This is a genomic window from Kribbella steppae (assembly GCF_004342025.1).
Classification (GTDB): Bacteria; Actinomycetota; Actinomycetes; order Propionibacteriales; family Kribbellaceae; genus Kribbella; species Kribbella steppae.
This window is the reverse complement of the sequence record NZ_SLWN01000008.1, coordinates 250,741-266,213: the sequence shown is the minus strand read 5'-3', so window position 1 is coordinate 266,213 and position 15,473 is coordinate 250,741. Positions and strand designations below refer to the sequence as shown.

At 67.2% G+C, this 15,473-nt stretch carries 17 protein-coding genes and 2 tRNA genes; 5 read left to right on the top strand and 14 right to left on the bottom strand.

Annotated features, from left to right (window positions below; translation table 11 throughout):
* Window positions 1-5 precede the first annotated feature (5 nt).
* Complete coding sequence (locus EV652_RS24580) at window positions 6-896, bottom strand: NAD-dependent epimerase/dehydratase family protein (RefSeq protein ID WP_242001967.1); 891 nt, start codon at window positions 894-896, stop codon at window positions 6-8.
* Window positions 897-1,044: 148 nt separating this feature from the next.
* Between EV652_RS24580 and EV652_RS24575 the strand changes: the two genes are divergently transcribed.
* A complete protein-coding gene (locus EV652_RS24575) occupies window positions 1,045-1,650 on the top strand; it encodes a pentapeptide repeat-containing protein (RefSeq protein ID WP_132211559.1) in 606 nt (201 codons plus the stop codon).
* Here the strand turns inward: EV652_RS24575 and EV652_RS24570 are convergent.
* From EV652_RS24570 to EV652_RS24550, 5 genes are all read right to left on the bottom strand, one after another.
* A complete protein-coding gene (locus EV652_RS24570; protein WP_132211558.1) occupies window positions 1,624-2,397 on the bottom strand; it encodes a VanZ family protein in 774 nt (257 codons plus the stop codon). The genes EV652_RS24575 and EV652_RS24570 overlap by 27 nt on opposite strands.
* A gap of 227 nt (window positions 2,398-2,624) precedes the next feature.
* Window positions 2,625-3,239: an FMN-binding negative transcriptional regulator gene (locus EV652_RS24565; protein WP_132211557.1), complete on the bottom strand. Its 615-nt coding sequence runs from the start codon at window positions 3,237-3,239 to the stop codon at window positions 2,625-2,627.
* Between the two features lie 92 nt (window positions 3,240-3,331).
* Window positions 3,332-3,967 carry an SDR family NAD(P)-dependent oxidoreductase gene (locus EV652_RS24560; protein ID WP_132211556.1) on the bottom strand — a complete coding sequence of 212 codons (636 nt, stop codon included), beginning with the start codon at window positions 3,965-3,967 and terminating at the stop codon, window positions 3,332-3,334.
* Window positions 3,968-4,031: 64 nt separating this feature from the next.
* Window positions 4,032-4,829 (bottom strand): LLM class flavin-dependent oxidoreductase, encoded by a 798-nt coding sequence (locus EV652_RS24555; protein ID WP_132211555.1) that lies wholly within the window; start codon window positions 4,827-4,829, stop codon window positions 4,032-4,034.
* Between the two features lie 82 nt (window positions 4,830-4,911).
* On the bottom strand, window positions 4,912-5,328 hold the full coding sequence (locus tag EV652_RS24550) for a ParB N-terminal domain-containing protein (protein WP_132211554.1): 417 nt from the start codon (window positions 5,326-5,328) through the stop codon (window positions 4,912-4,914).
* A gap of 75 nt (window positions 5,329-5,403) precedes the next feature.
* Between EV652_RS24550 and EV652_RS24545 the strand changes: the two genes are divergently transcribed.
* The 4 genes from EV652_RS24545 (at window position 5,404) to EV652_RS44695 (ending at window position 7,836) form a co-directional block, all read left to right on the top strand.
* Window positions 5,404-6,183: a VOC family protein gene (locus tag EV652_RS24545; RefSeq protein ID WP_132211553.1), complete on the top strand. Its 780-nt coding sequence runs from the start codon at window positions 5,404-5,406 to the stop codon at window positions 6,181-6,183.
* Window positions 6,184-6,193: 10 nt separating this feature from the next.
* On the top strand, window positions 6,194-6,607 hold the full coding sequence (locus EV652_RS24540; RefSeq protein WP_132211552.1) for a VOC family protein: 414 nt from the start codon (window positions 6,194-6,196) through the stop codon (window positions 6,605-6,607).
* Window positions 6,608-6,995: 388 nt separating this feature from the next.
* Window positions 6,996-7,460, top strand: coding sequence for a DUF6228 family protein (locus EV652_RS24535; protein WP_132211551.1), 465 nt, complete (start codon window positions 6,996-6,998; stop codon window positions 7,458-7,460).
* Window positions 7,461-7,629: 169 nt separating this feature from the next.
* The gene (locus EV652_RS44695; RefSeq protein ID WP_199238378.1) at window positions 7,630-7,836 is read left to right on the top strand and encodes a hypothetical protein; all 207 of its coding nucleotides are present in this window, start codon (window positions 7,630-7,632) and stop codon (window positions 7,834-7,836) included.
* On the opposite strand, the gene EV652_RS24525 is transcribed toward EV652_RS44695, so the two are convergent.
* The 8 genes from EV652_RS24525 to gyrB form a co-directional block, all read right to left on the bottom strand.
* Entirely contained in the window at window positions 7,811-8,335 is a 525-nt protein-coding gene (locus EV652_RS24525) for a GNAT family N-acetyltransferase (RefSeq protein ID WP_132211550.1), read from the bottom strand. The genes EV652_RS44695 and EV652_RS24525 overlap by 26 nt on opposite strands.
* Before the next feature lie 166 nt (window positions 8,336-8,501).
* Window positions 8,502-8,741 carry an HAD family hydrolase gene (locus EV652_RS44125; RefSeq protein WP_158441234.1) on the bottom strand — a complete coding sequence of 80 codons (240 nt, stop codon included), beginning with the start codon at window positions 8,739-8,741 and terminating at the stop codon, window positions 8,502-8,504.
* A gap of 237 nt (window positions 8,742-8,978) precedes the next feature.
* Window positions 8,979-9,054: transfer RNA gene (locus EV652_RS24515), tRNA-Ala, on the bottom strand.
* A 13-nt stretch (window positions 9,055-9,067) separates the two neighbouring features.
* On the bottom strand, window positions 9,068-9,199 hold the full coding sequence (locus EV652_RS45415; RefSeq protein WP_233712472.1) for a DLW-39 family protein: 132 nt from the start codon (window positions 9,197-9,199) through the stop codon (window positions 9,068-9,070).
* Between the two features lie 33 nt (window positions 9,200-9,232).
* Window positions 9,233-9,309, bottom strand: a tRNA-Ile gene (locus EV652_RS24510).
* 105 nt (window positions 9,310-9,414) lie between these two features.
* On the bottom strand, window positions 9,415-10,134 hold the full coding sequence (locus EV652_RS24505) for a DUF3566 domain-containing protein (RefSeq protein ID WP_132211548.1): 720 nt from the start codon (window positions 10,132-10,134) through the stop codon (window positions 9,415-9,417).
* Window positions 10,135-10,410: 276 nt separating this feature from the next.
* Window positions 10,411-13,005 (bottom strand): DNA gyrase subunit A, encoded by a 2,595-nt coding sequence (gene gyrA, locus EV652_RS24500; RefSeq protein ID WP_439649085.1) that lies wholly within the window; start codon window positions 13,003-13,005, stop codon window positions 10,411-10,413.
* A gap of 143 nt (window positions 13,006-13,148) precedes the next feature.
* Complete coding sequence (gene gyrB, locus EV652_RS24495; RefSeq protein WP_439649079.1) at window positions 13,149-15,185, bottom strand: DNA topoisomerase (ATP-hydrolyzing) subunit B; 2,037 nt, start codon at window positions 15,183-15,185, stop codon at window positions 13,149-13,151.
* Window positions 15,186-15,473: the final 288 nt, after the last annotated feature.

The following is a 15,473-nucleotide window of genomic DNA, read 5'->3' as shown; positions in this document are numbered from 1 at the left end:
GTCTCCTACCCGCGGGCGGCCCAACTGTCGGCGAGGGACTGTTCGAGGGAGATCTTCGGGGACCAGCCGAGCGTCTTGCCGATCAGCGCTGTGTCGGCCTGCTGCCAGGTCGCGCCGGGCACGGTGTCCGGTTGAGCCTCTTCGACGATCCTGGCCGGCTGACCGCTCAGCTCGAACAGCTGACCGGCGACGTCCCTGGCCAGACTCGCCCGCCCGGTCCCGACGTTCAGAACCGCAGGCAGCTTGGTGTCGGCGAGCGCCACCGCCAGGACCGCCTCGGCGACATCCCGTACGTCGACGAAGTCCCGCCAGACGTCGAGCGAACCGGCCTCGACCGTGTGCCTCGACCGGAGGTCACGGATGACCCGGCCGGTCAGCGTGCTCTCGGGTGCGTCGGGGCCGATCACGTCGAAGACGCGCAGGACGACCGCGTCGGCGCCGTTGCGCTGGGCGCGGAGGACCAGTTCCGAGCCGGCCAGCTTGGTGATGCCGTACGGTCCGGCCGGGAAGGGTTCGGTCTGTTCGTCCTGGCTGGTTCCCTGCGGCGCACCGCCGTACTCGGCTGCCGAACCGAGTTGGACGAAGCGCGCGTGGCTGGCGTTGTCGTGGGTCGAGGCCAGCAGGGCCTCGACGGCGATCACGTTGGCCCGGACCAATGTGGCCGCGTCGCCCAGCGTGGCGCCGGCCGCGTTGATGATGACGGTCTGTTTGTACATGCCGATCTGGGTGTCCAGCGCGTACGGATGCATGGCGGCCAGGTCGCACAACCGGTACGGCTCACCCCGGCTCCGGCTCAGACCGCGGTACTCCACCCCGCGGTCGGCGAGCAGTGCGCAGATCCTGGCGCCGAGGAAGCCTCCCGCGCCGAACACCATCACCCGCTCAGTTCCGGTCACTCCTCCATCGTGCGGCCCGTAGTTGTCGGTCCGCCGAAGGTTGTCCGTCGTCACGATCACAAATGCACCAACCTGCGCCCTACGGCACCGTGTCGGTACGGCGTGACAGGGTGGGCAGCTCAGGACACCTGAGCGACAGGGGAGACCGATGGCAGCACAGGGGCGACCGGCGACGCCGACCGAGTCGACGATCCGCGACTGGGACGACGCGGACCCGTCGGGCGAGACCTACAGCAAGGTGCTGTTCATCGACTCCGACCTGACCGAGGTGGAGAACCGCGGCGGGGTCTTCGAGGAGTGCACCTTCCGCGGCGTCCGGTTCAACGCCTCCACGCACACCGACGCCGCGTTCGTGAACTGCACCTTCGTCCGGTGCTCCTTCTTCGACACCACGTTCACCCGGTGCAAGCTGGTCGGCAGTTTCTTCGACGACTGCACTTACAACCTGATGAAGGTGTCCGGCGGCGACTGGTCGTTCACCGGCCTCGCGGGCGCGGACCTGCGAGGCACCGAGCTGACCGGTCTGAAGCTCCGCGAGGCGGACCTCACCGGCGTCCGGGCGGCCAAGGCGGTGCTGCGCGATCTCGATCTGTCCGGCGCGTCCCTCCAACGCGCCGACTTCACCGCCGCCGACCTCCGTGGCTCCGACCTCTCCACCCTCGATCCACTCACGGTCGAACTGAAGGACGCCCGGGTCGACGTCACCCAGGCGATGGTCATCGCCACGTCACTGGGCCTGGATGTCAGGCCCTGACCTGTGGATATCTCCGAGTAGTCGTGTCGGCATCCCCCGTTTCATCCACAACCTGTGGATAACTATCCGGATAACTTCGTTTCCGCTCCGTGAGAATCTCACCGTGCCCGGGGCGATCTGACGGAGTCCGTTCGCCGGTTTCGTGACCGGTAGCGGCCGCGCGACCAGCTCGCCGCGGCGGTGGCGGGCCGGGGACCGACCGCGTACGACGAGCATCGCCCCGTGCTCGACGACGTACGGGCCGGTCACCACCAGGCGACGCCCGCGGGTCAGCAGCTGCAGACCGGCGGCCAACCCGACGCCGGCGAAGGCGCCGAGGGTGTTCGCGATCAGGTCGTGCAGCTGGCAGGACCGCCCGAGCTGCGGGATCAGCGCCTGGATCGCCTCGACCGCCGAGGACATCCCGACTCCGGCGGCGATCCCGTCGACCGGGCGGCCGCTGGCCAGCGTGAGCATTCCGGCGGCCGGGACGAACAGCAGGACGTTGAGCAGACCCTGGATCGAGTTCAGCCCGCCGGTGGTGGTCAGGTAGGTGCCGCACTGGCCGATCTGGCCGATCTGGAGCGCGGTGGGGCTGAGCGTGGCCGCCAGCACCAGCGCGAACGCGCCGGGCAGGCAGAACGCCGCCAGTCGGGGGACCAGGTCACCCGGCTGCCGTAGCGACGAGATGGCGATCGGTAGGGCCATTCCGCTCAGGACGAGCCAGGTGTCCAGCAGATGTGGGATGCCGCGATAGGTCTCGAGCACGCGTCCGGAGCCTCCCGTGGTCGACCGGCTGACTCGATGTCTTCGTCGTCGATGTCGCTTCCTGACAACGACGATCTGCTGACCGGTCCCGCGCTCGCCAGGCTTGTCCGGACATCTGCACGCACCCGCAAACTCTCCGTGACATTCCGTGCACAAACTGTCACTGAAGACGAGTGCTCAGGGCAACGATCATTTGCATCGGGTGCCCCGGTCCGCGGCCCTTGGGATCACTGGCGCCGGTGCTGGGCGACCGCGTCCGCGCTCCGATCGTCGCCGTACGCGCGGAGGCCGTCGATCACCCCGTCGATGTCGGCGTCCGGTCGGTTCTGGCTGAGTTTGAACTTCGCCTCGACCCGCGTGATCGCGATCTCCACCCCGACGATCGCGCGCAACTGCCCGGCCACGAACTTCTCCGGCGCGTCGTCCACCGACCACGGCTCCGCCCGACCGGCTTCGTGGTGATCCGACAGGCGCCGTACGACGTCCCCGACCCAGGCCGGGTCGTCGTGCACGGTCATCGTCCCGTGGACGTGCGCGGTCAGGTAGTTCCACGTCGGCACGACCCGGCCGTGCTCGCGTTTGGATGCGTACCAGGCCGGCGAGATGTACGAGTCCGGACCGCGCATGATCACCAGCGCGTCCCCGATGACGGTCTGCCGCCAGTGCTCGTTGTTGCGGGCGAAGTGCCCGAGCAGGACGTTCCTCGAACGGTCGTAGACGAACGGCAGCAGGGTCGCCACCAGCCCGTCGGGCGTCATCGTCACCAGGTCGGCGGCCCCGTGGTGGGCCAGCAGTTCGTGGACCGCCTCGTCATCGGCGGCGAAGTGCGCGGGAACATACATCGGCGATCCTCGTCAGTTGCGAACAGCAACAAGTCTCGCCCGGATGCACCCTCGCCCGACAGGTCCAATCCACACAGGCTTCGTCAGTCCACTCAGAAGCTGCGCTCGTGCTCCCACTGGTCGCGCGGCTGGGCGTGGAGTCGCCAGTAGTGCTCGGCGATGTCGTCAGGGTCGTACGCCGTACCGGGAGCGACCGCACCGCCGACGGTGACACTGGCCGCGTGGACGCCCGAAGCGCTGTACTGCTGGTCCAGCAGGGTCACCAGCGTCCGTACGCCGGCCTTGCCCAGCGACAGACTGGCGTAGTCGGGCTTCGGCTCGGGCATCCCACCGGTGACGATGAACGATCCACTGCCACGCTCAGCCATCGCGGGTACGACGTGCGCCGCAGTGGTGATCGCACCGACGACGTTCACCGCCCACGCGTCCAGGTGCTGCTGAGCGGTCAGGTCCCCGACCGCATCCGGCTGGATGATCGCCGCGTTGTAGACCACCACATCCGGTACGCCGTACTCCTCGACCACCCGGTCGAGCTCGGCCCGCAGACCGACCTCGTCCGTACTGTCCGCAGTCAGCGCGAGGACGTCACCGGTGATCCCGTCCGCCACCGCCTTCACCGTCGACTCCGACCGCGCGATCAGCCCGACACCCAGCCCGGCCCGCGCAAACCTCCTGGCCACGGCCGCGCCAATCCCCGGCCCGGCCCCGACAATCACAGCTCCTGACATGCCCAGACCGTAAAGCCTCACACCAATGTCAGAGTCAAGTCACCTGCGGGGGGGCATTGAGTGGCTAGGACTGGGTGGCGCGGAGTCTGGCTGCGTTTTCGTAGTCGCGGCGCCAGTCGCCGGAGGGCGGCAGGATCACACGGGCCGTGCCCGCCTCTTCGTAGGCCGTCAGTTGCTCGGCGGCGCGCTGCGGATCAGTGTCCAGTTGCGGCGCGACGACCGTTGCCTTGAGCGCCGGCCGGTCGTGCTGCTGGTTGATCTGCTCGAGGCTCGCCTTGACCTCGTTGGGCGACATCGCGATCGTCGCCCAGCCGTCGCCGTACCTGGCCGCCCGCCGGAAGGCCGCCTTCCCGTTGCCTGCGACAACGATCGGGGGAACTTCGGAGCCCGGGGAGAGCGTCGCCTCCACACCGTCGTCGAGGATCGTCGGCTTGCCGGCGATCAGATCCGGAAGGACGGCGAGCGCCTCGTCGGTCAACCGACCGCGGTCCGCGAACGACACACCGGCGGCACGCCAGCCGATGTCGCCGTGGGCAGGGTTGCCGGTGCCGACACCGAGCACGAGCCGGTTGCCGGACACGAACTGCAGCGTGTTCACCTGCTTCGCCGCCCACGCGACCGGCCGCAACGCCAGCAGCATCACGTTGAACCCGACCGTGATCCGCTCCGTCACCGCCGCCGCGGTCGCCAGCACCACCGAGCTCTCCAGCATCGGCGCACTCGCGATCAGATGATCGGTCGACCAGACCGAATCCAGCCCGACCTCCTCGGCGAACCGTGCACTGTCGCGGACATCTCCCAAGATCGGCTGCCCCGGATCAGGCGTCGACGTCGGAAGAATCACCCCGATCTCAACCGTCATACCCAGCCCCAACACGACTGCCGGACGAGTTGTTCCTCTGCAGACGACCGATTCTGGCCGGCTGCTGGCCTTCACCCACCCGTCAACGGCGCACAGCAATCGCGTCGAGTTCCTCCCATTCGAGAACGCGCGCGCGAACAGACTCCAGCCTGTCGAGGTGTGCCCGGAGGAGGCGATGGACCCCGTCGAGGATGGTGATGCGGCCGTCGGGTCGTCGTACGACGTCCAGCGGATAGCGCAGGTCCGCCGCCATCGTCCGGGCGTACTGCTCCGCGTAGACCTCGGGTTCGGCGGCCACCTCCAGCGGAGTGACCTGGAACGGCCGCCCGTCCCACGCCCAGAACGGCAACCGCAACTGCCAGGCCAACTCCGCGACCCGCAACTCAACGACCGGAAGCTCCAGCCTGTGCAGCAACGCCACGTCCCAGTGGAAATCGAGAATGACGTTCTTCAGCTCTGGCGGCAGCTCGCTCAGCAGCGGGAACGGCTCACGGCGCATACATACGTCCTAGACAGCCTCGATACCTGAGGTGAACGATAGATCGCCCTGGTGCCTTTAAGGCTGGAGGCTGCAGTGGTGCATCTGCTTCGGGACAGCGACGCGATGACGATCTACATCGGATGTCCAGAGGATCGGTCTCGGGCGATGGCCGAGTTCTATCGGGACCTGCTCGAGCTGCAGCTGTACGAGCCGTACGGAAACCTCTGCCTGCAACGGCGGCCCCCGGACGCCGACTACATCGCGGGAAAGTCGACCGACGGCGGCAGCAAGCTCCGGCTCGGCATCGGGTTGGACGGCTGGTCGGACGACCGTCCGCCACGCTGGCCCGATCCGGAGTATCCACAGCAGCTGCACTTCGACATCGTCGTACCGGATGCCGAAGCGGCCGGCGAGCTCGTGCTGAGCAGAGGTGCAACACTGCTGCGGGATCAGGGCGACTTCCGGACGTACGCCGATCCCGTCGGGCACCCGTTTTGTCTGTACCCCGGCACGGTGGACAGGCCGGAGCTGCAGCGGGTGGTGTTCGACTGCTACAGCCCGCGCTCGCTGGCCGGCTTCTACGAAGGCTTCCTCGGTGTGCAGAAGCGGCTCGAGGACTCACCCGCCTGGGTCGAACTCGACCTGGACGATGACGACGATCTGCCGAACCTCGCGTTCCAGCACGCCCAGTTCCGGGCCACGCGATTCCCCGACCCGGCGTACCCGGCGCAACTGCACATCGACTACCGCTTCCCGGACGGCGCCCAGGCCGCGATCCACCGAGCCGAACGACTTGGAGCCATTCACATGCCACCCAACGAGGTCACGTCCCAGTGCTACGCCGACCCGGCCGGCCATCCCTTCTGCCTGTGATGGAGCTCTGATGGACAGTCCACCGCGGATCCGGGTCGGGGCGCTCACGATCATGGCCGCCCGGCCCCGAGAGCTGGGCAGGTTCTACTCCAAGCTGCTCAACTGGCCCTACATCCGGGAGGAGGAACCACGGCCGGGAGAGCCACCCGAGGCCGGCTATGCGCTGGTCTGCCCACCAGAGGGTGTCGCCGAACCAGCGTTGAACTTCGACTACGAGACTAACTACCGCCGACCACAATGGCCGGCCGTCGAAGGCGAGCAGACCTCGACCATGCACCTCGACGTCGGCGTCGACGACCTGGACGCCGCGGTCGCCTGGGCGATCGAATGCGGCGCCACCCTCGCCGCCGTCCAACCACGGCCCACCGAACACCGCGTCATGATCGACCCGGAAGGCCACCCCTTCTGCCTCTGCCTAGGTTGACCCGGGCTCACTGCCTAGGTTGACGCGAACGAGCTGATACGGCGCTGGATGCGGGAAACCCTCGCGCGCGAAGGCATCGTGATCGACGAGCTCGTGTCGTGACACCGCGCCGCCACTCCTGCCCCCCGGGATCGCATAGTCACAGGAAGCGGTTCCGTTCGTTGGACCGGCGCGGACGGCGCCCCAGCGCGCCGCCCGCAGTCCGGTCCGCGCTCCGAGGGCGCGCCTTGATCCATAAAGCCAAACTCGGCAGAGAGCCCGCGGAGCTGGTGTCCTGTGCCGGGTGATGCTTGACAGTCGTGTGTCAGCTGATGGTTGTCATCGGCATGACCGCGCGGACCGCGGCATGAGCGCGCGTTTGATCTGAGACCCGTGCGATCATCGCGCCATGCTCTACGTGTCTGAGGACGGCTCGACGGTCACTCTGCGATGGAGCGACGGGGATCGAGAGGCGCGGATCGAGTTCGCATCCCAACGGTTCCGCTATCGCGACCCCTCGGATCCCTACGTGGCAGCGGATGACATCGTCGAGTACACAGTCCGTCTGTCGGGCAACGGGCTGACAGCAGAGGCGTTGGTACTGAGTCTCGACACCGCTGGTAGCGGATTGCCTGCGTTCATTGAGTATCTGGCCGAGGACTTCCGCGGCTGGGACGGCACCCGCACCTGGGAGAACGTGGATCATGACCTCTGCGTTGAGGCCACGTGGACCACACGCGGACACGTCGACCTCCTCTGGTGGCTCACGCCCAGCATCTACGACAAGTGGAGGGCCTCGGTTGTCGTCGAGGTCGAGCCTGGTGCCGAGATGTCAGCCCTTGCTCGCGAACTGTCGGCGTTCTTCGCAATCTGAACTCCTTCCCGTAGGGCACGCACATCGGCTGAGCGGACGAGGTCGGCGAGCTGGCCGCGCCGGCCCGACGTACGTCGATGTATCCACAGGGTTCGTCACAGTCGTGGAGAACCAAGCCCAACTGAGCAACGGTGAGCTATACCTGAAGGACCTGGAGAGGATGGTCGGCATGACGGAGTGGATCGTGCGCGACTACGCCTCGGCGGATGAGACACGCTGGTTGCGTTGCCGCGTTCTCGCCTTTCTTGACACGAACTACTACGACGACGTCGCGACGGTCAAAGCACGGATTGCGGCAGTTGAGGATGCACGTGGGGATAGCGACCATCGGCGGCACCTGACGACGAACGTCAAGAAACGTCGCCGTTGTACTTGATCATCGCGCAGCGACGAGAAGCATCTATTCCGGGCAGCGACGCTTCGTGTTGCATCGCGGCTGCCAGCTCGCGTCCGATCTCCGCGCCGTGTAGCTCTCGGTACCCAAGTTTCCGGTAGTAGGGGCCGTTCCACGGCACATCGCGAAACGTCGTCAGGGTCGTCGCCGGCCGATCGTTGTGCCTGCCCCACATCTCGAGGTGCGATATGAGCCGGCGGCCGATGCCCCGCCGAGCGTGAGTGGGAGCTACCGATACCTGCTCTATATGGGCATTACCGTCCAGCACTCGTGCCACGATGTAGCCGGCGATCTTCCCGTCTTCCTCGGCAACCCATATCAGCCCTTGCCGCTGACTCCGACTCAGGGCCTGCTGATCGGGGACATGGTCGGCCACATCTGACATGCCAACCGAGTGGAAGCGCTCGCCAGCCTGGACCTCGAGCAGGGCCAAGTCATCGAGCTCCGACTGTCTTGCCGAACGGATCAGCGGGGAAGCCATATCCTCACCTTTTCATAGAGGCAAGACGTCCTGTCACCGGCATGTGCGTGCGTTGGCCGGCGTCCCAGCTGGTCGCCAGGGCTTCTAGCCTGTCGCAAATCAGCTGGCGGACATATGTCGCGGATCTATTGGCGGATCACGGCCCGCGGAGCTGGTGCCGACCGCCCTAGTTGGCGCGGATCGCCTCGGTGAGTTCGTGGATGTGGGCGATGACGGCATCGGCACTGGTGGCGGACAGGTCGTCGGCCTTGCCGGGCTTGTTGGCGTAGCCGATGCTTGCAGCTCCGATCGCGCGGGCTTCCTGCATGTCGTTGGTCTGGTCGCCGATCAGGGTGCAGGCGTCAGGCTCCACCGGGAGGGTCTCGGCGGCCTTCTCGATCAGGTGAGGGCTCGGCTTCGAGTGCACTCGGATGGCAGGAGGCCGCCGGCGGGCCGTCCCTGACCACGGTTTCTCACGGGTCAGGTGCAGGCGACGGCACGGGGTCGTCGAGCTCGGGCGACGAAGGAGCACGCAATCAGTGCCCTGGCGCGCAGCAGGGTGGGTGGGTGGGAGCGGCCGGCCGGAGGAGCGGGCGTAGCGGACGCGTGGGTCGACCACATGTGCACGCGAAAGGCCGGTCGCCCTGGGGGGACCGGCCTTTGTTGGTGGAGACGAGGGGACTTGAACCCCTAACCCCTGCCTTGCAAAGGCAGTGCTCTGCCAGTTGAGCTACGCCCCCGTGGGGGATTTGGTCAGCGGCCCGGGGTGACCGGGTCGACGGCCTCGGCCCAGAGGTCCTTCTCGGCGCGGGACTGCTGGGTCTTCTTGTACGCGAAGTATCCACCGATGCTGGCTACCAGCACCAGCAGGATCTTCTTCAGCACCGGGACTCCTCGGATCGGGGTTCGCGATCGTGATGGTGGGCCTAACTGGACTTGAACCAGTGACCTCTGCCTTATCAGGGCAGCGCTCTAACCGTCTGAGCTATAGGCCCGCAATGCGGGGTCGAACCCGGGAGAGATTACCGCACTCGGTGCCCTACTCCCAAACCGGTTCCGGCCAGGCCCTCACCGGGCCCGACCGGAGACCGGACAAGCTGTCAGTCCTCCGATGCCAGTGTGACTTCCAGGCCGCCGAGCAGCGTGGCGGCGATGTTGTAGAGGAACGATCCGAGTGTTGCCAGTGCGGTGATGATGAGCACGTCCGCGCAGGCCAGCAGCGTGGTGAAACCCATCACCTTGCCGGTGTTGATGTAGTTCTCGATCCGGAACGGCTCGGCCGCCGGCGTACCCAGCACCTCGGTGACGGTGTTGTTGATGTTGTCGAACACACCGGCCGCACCGATCGCGGACCAGACGATGAACACCGCGACCCAGGTGACGATGCCGAACGCGATCGAGAGCAGGAACGACGTCTTCATCACCGACCACGGGTCGATCCGCGACATCCGCAGCCGTGCCTTGCGGGTCTGCGGCCGGCTCGAGGTCTTCGGCGCCTTCTCGGCCTTGGAGACTGCCTTGTGCTCCGCCTTCTCGTGCTTGTCCGGCTTCGTCGTCTTGACCGTGGCGGCCTTGTCCAGCACCGCCTGCCGGGCCGCGCTGACTCGGTCGCCGATGCTCTCGGTGGTCGACTTCGCCGAGTTCTTCCCGGTCAGCCCGTACGACGAGGCACCTGCGGCGGCCGCCGTACCAGCGGACGGAGCACCCGGCGACCACGGCTCAGGGCGTCCCGGCGTACTCGGAGTGAGCGGAGCAGGACTGGCCGGGCGCGAGCTCGGCTGAGCAGGCGGCCGAACCGGCGGCTGCTGAGGCGGCCGCACCGGCCCGGACTGCGACGCACCGGACTGACCCGGCCTCGGCGAAGGCTGCGCACCGCCCGAAGGCTGCGCACCCCCAGCGGGCTGAGCGCCTCCAGCAGGCCGCGGTTGCGGGCGGTAGTCGCCTGATCGCTGCTGGCCGTTGCCGCTGGAACGACCGTTGGAGGCCGGGGTGGCCGGTGGAGTGGACTGCTTGTTCCCGCCCGGCGATGGCCGCTGGGTCTTGGGATTGTCCGCCGCACCATCGGGCCATGTCGGCCTCGCGCGGTTGGTCATCAGTTACCCCTCCTGGCCGGCTTCGTCGTCTTCGACGGTAGCCGCGCCGTCGACGTCCGTCGAACGCTGGTCATCAGTCTGGACGCTCGCAGGGGTGGATTCGGTTGTCGATCCGTCCACATCCTGGGCATTCTCGGAGGTACCCGCTTCGTCGCCGTTGGATTCGTCGCCGTTGCCGTTCAGGCTCAGATCGGTGTTCCGGGCGATCGCGACGACCGCGTCGGACTCGCCGACACCGGCGAACCGGACGCCCATCGTGTCGCGACCCTTCACCGGCACGGAGTCCACCCGGCTGCGGACGACCTGGCCGCTGGCCTTGATCGCCAGCACCTGGTCCCCGTCGACCACGATCAGCGCGCCGACCAGCGAACCGCGCTCGTCGTTCAGCTTGACCGCCTTGATGCCGAGACCGCCACGGCCCTGCTGCCGGTACTCCGACACCCGGCTGCGCTTGGCGTACCCGGCGTCGGTCACGGTGAAGACGAACTGGGTGTCCTCCTCCGAACCGGCCCGGATCACCGACATCGACAGCAGTTCGTCGCCGGGGCGGAACTTCATCCCGGTGACGCCGGAGGTGGCCCGGCCCATCGGGCGGAGCTGCTCGTCGTTCGCAGTGAAGCGGATCGACTGGCCCTTCCGGGACACCAGCAGCAGGTCGTCCTCGGCGGTGGCCAGGTCGGCGCCGATCAGCTCGTCGTCGTCCTCGCGGAAGTTGACCGCGATGATGCCGCTCTGCCGGGCCGAGTCGTAGTCGGTCAGCGCCGTCTTCTTGACCAGGCCTCGCTTGGTCGCCAGCACCAGGTAGTCGGCCTGCTCGTAGTCGCGCAGCGTCAGAACCTGGGCGATGTCCTCGTCCGGCTGGAACGAGAGCAGGCCGGCCACGTGCGAGCCCTTCGCGTCCCGGGCGGACTCGGGCAGCTGCCACACCTTGGCGCGGTAGACCCGGCCCTTGGTGGTGAAGAACAGCATCCAGTGGTGGTTCGTGGTGGCGAAGAAGTGGCTGATCTCGTCCTCGGCCCGCAGCTGGGCACCGCGGACACCCTTGCCGCCGCGGTTCTGCGTCCGGTACAGGTCGGTCTTGGTCCGCTTGGCGTAGCCGCCGCGGGTGATGGTGACGACGACGTCCTCGTCCGGCACCAGGTCCTGGACGGACAGGTCGCCGTCGGCCGCGATGATCGTCGTACGGCGGTCGTCGCCGTACTTCTCGACGATCTCGGCCAGCTCGTCCTTGACGATGGTGCGCTGCCGCTCCGGGCTGGCCAGGATGTCCTCGAGGTCGGCGATGACGGCCTCGAGCTCGTTCAGCCGGTCGATGATCTTCTGGCGTTCCAGGGCGGCCAGCCGGCGCAGCTGCATGTCCAGGATCGCCTGGGCCTGCACCTCGTCGATGTCCAGCAGGCTGATCAGGCCCTGGCGCGCGTCGTCCACGTCGGGGCTGCGGCGGATCAGCGCGATGACCTCGTCCAGCGCGTCCAGCGCCTTCACGTAGCCGCGGTAGATGTGGGCCTGCTTCTCGGCCTCGCGGAGGCGGTAGCGGGTCCGGCGCTGGATGACCTCGATCTGGTGGTCGATCCAGTGCGTGATGAACAGGTCCACGCTGAGCGTGCGCGGTACGCCGTCGACCAGGGCCAGCATGTTGCAGCCGAAGGTGTCCTGCAGCTGCGTGTGCTTGTAGAGGTTGTTCAGTACGACGCGCGGCTGCGCGTCACGCTTCAGCACGATCACCAGGCGCTGGCCGGTCCGGGACGAGGTGTCGTCGCGGATGTCGGCGATGCCGGTCATCTTGCCGGTGTTCACCAGCTCGGCGATCTTCTGGGCCAGGTTGTCCGGGTTGACCATGTACGGCAGTTCGCTGACGACCAGGCTGGTCCGGCCCTTGGCGTCTTCCTCGATGTCGACCACCGCGCGCATCGTGACCGAGCCACGCCCGGTGCGGTAGGCGTCATCGATGCCCTTGTAGCCGACGATCAGCGCGCCGTTCGGGAAGTCCGGGCCCTTGATGTGCTCCATGCACTTGGCCAGGACCTCCTCCTGGGTGGCTTCCGGGTTCTCCAGGCACCAGTTCGCGGCCGCGGCGACCTCGCGCAGGTTGTGCGGCGGGATCTGGGTGGCCATGCCGACGGCGATACCGGCGGAGCCGTTCACCAGCAGGTTCGGGAACCGGGCGGGCAGGATCACCGGCTCCTGCGAGCGACCGTCGTAGTTGGGGCGGAAGTCGACCGTCTCCTGGTCGATGTCGCGCACCATCTCCATCGCCAGCGGAGCCAGCCGGCACTCGGTGTACCGCATCGCGGCCGCCGGGTCGTTACCCGGCGACCCGAAGTTGCCCTGGCCCTGGATCATCGGCGCCCGCATCACCCACGGCTGCGCCAGTCGCACCAAGGTGTCGTAGATCGCCGAGTCGCCGTGCGGGTGGTACTGACCCATCACGTCACCGACGATGCGGGAACACTTCGAGAAACCACGGTCCGGCCGGTAACCGCCGTCGTACATCGCATAGAGGATGCGGCGGTGCACCGGCTTCAGGCCGTCGCGGACCTCGGGCAGCGCCCGGCCGACGATGACAGCCATCGCATAGTCGAGGTACGACTGCTGCATCTCGGTCTGCAGATCGAGGGGCTCGATCCGGTCGTGGCCCGGCGTTGTGGGGGTCTCGGTCATGAAAAGCTCGTCCCGTTCAAATCAGTACGTCGGTCAAGTGAGGCGGGCGGAGCACGGCCCGGGAGCGGGCCGCGGATCCGTCAGATATCGAGGAAACGGACGTCCTTGGCGTTGCGCTGGATGAAGTTCCGGCGGGCCTCGATGTCGTCGCCCATCAGGGTCTGGAACGTCTCGTCGGCGCGGACCGCATCGTCCAGGGTGATCTGCAGCAGGACCCGGTTGGCCGGGTCCATCGTCGTCTCCCACAGCTCCTGGGCGTTCATCTCACCCAGACCCTTGTACCGCTGGATCGCGTTCTCCTTCGGCAACTTCTTGCCGGCCTCGGCGCCGGCCCCGACCAGACCGTCCTTCTCCCGCTCGGTGTAGGCGAGCTCGTGCGTCGCGTTGCTCCAGCGGATCTTGTACAGCGGCGGTTGGGCCGCGTACACATGCCCGCGCTCGATCAGCGGCCGCATGAACCGGAACAGCAGCGTGAGCAGCAGGGTCCGGATGTGCTGGCCGTCGACGTCGGCGTCTGCCATCAGCACGATCTTGTGGTACCGGAGCTTCTCCTCGTCGAAGTCCTCGTGGATCCCGGTGCCGAGGGCGGAGATGATCGCCTGGACCTCGTTGTTCTGCAGGACCTTGTCGATCCGGGCCTTCTCGACGTTCAGGATCTTGCCGCGGATCGGCAGGATGGCCTGGAACTTCGGGTCCCGGCCGCCCTTCGCGGAGCCACCCGCCGAGTCACCCTCGACGATGTAGACCTCGCACTCCTCCGGGTTGGTCGACTGGCAGTCGGACAACTTGCCCGGCAGGCCGCCGCCACCCAGCAGGCCCTTGCGGTTTCGGGCCAGGTCGCGGGCCTTGCGGGCCGCGATCCGGGCGCTCGCCGCGGCGGTCGCCTTGCGGATGATCTCGCGGCCCTCGGCCGGGTTCTGCTCGAACCAGGCGCCCAACCTGTCGTTCACCAGGCGCTGGACGAATCCCTTGACCTCGGTGTTGCCGAGCTTGGTCTTGGTCTGGCCCTCGAACTGCGGCTCGGCCAGCTTGACCGAGATGATCGCGGTCAGGCCCTCCCGGATGTCGTCACCGGTGAGCCTGTCCTCCTTCTTCTTGATCATGCCCTGGTCCTCGCCGAAGGAGTTGACCAGCGAGGTGAGTGCGGCCCGGAAGCCTTCCTCGTGGGTGCCACCCTCGTGGGTGTTGATCGCGTTCGCGAAGGTGTGCACCGACTCCTGGAACGAGCCGCTCCACTGCAGCGCGACCTCGAGGCTCATCGGGTTCTCGCCCTGCGCCGCCTCGAACGAGATCACGTCGCGGTGCACGGTCTCGCGGATGCCGGTCAGGTACTTCACGTAGTCGACCAGGCCGTTGTCGTACTTGAACGACTGCTCGACCGGGTTGCCGTCCTCGGTGTGGTCCGGCCGCTCGTCCCGGATGACGATCTCCAGGCCCTTGTTCAGGAACGCCATCTCGCGGAACCGGGTGGACAGCGTCTCGTACGAGTACGTCGTGGTCTCGAAGATGTCCGGGTTCGCCCAGAAGGTGATCGTCGTACCGTGCTCGTCGGACGGGCCGACCTCGGCCAGCTCCTCGTCCGGGACACCCATGCTGAAGGACTGGGTGTACTCCTTGCCGTTCTGCTTGACGTCGACCTTCAGCCGGGTGGACAGCGCGTTCACCACGGACACACCGACACCGTGCAGACCGCCGGACACCTTGTACCCACCGCCGCCGAACTTGCCGCCGGCGTGCAGCACGGTCAGTACGACGGTGACGGCCGGCTTGCCCTCGGACTCGACGATGCCGACCGGGATACCGCGGCCGTTGTCTTCGACCCGGATGCCGCCGTCCTGCATCATGGTGACGACGATCCGGTCACACACCCCGGCCATCGCCTCGTCCACCGCGTTGTCGACCACCTCGGTGACCAGGTGGTGCAGGCCACGCTCACCGGTCGACCCGATGTACATACCCGGCCGTTTCCGGACCGCGTCGAGGCCCTCGAGGACCTGGATCGCGCTCGCGTCGTACTCCCGCTCCACGGTGTTGGAGGGCATCTCAACGTCTTCTGCGACGGTGCCGATGGGGTCGGCGGACTGGTTGGCGTCGATCTCGGTCGGCTCGTCGGTCACCGGCTGTTGTCCTCCTCGGACCTCGCGTTAACGAGGCATCGCGGCACAGTGGAAGCCGCCCCCTACAGTATTGATAGAGGTGCGGCTCGTCCTACACCGTCCATCTTACCTGTCGACTGAAGTAGAACCGGCCACCAGGCGGCTGAAACTGTGGACAGGGCGTCTTTTCTCCCTCGTCGCCATGTCCCCTCTCGCGGGTGGGGGGCCAGAAAGCGCTCACGGGCGCTCAGCGGCCTCCGAGGATCTCGCGACCGACGGTCTGAGCACCGAGACCCGGCCGACCGGTCC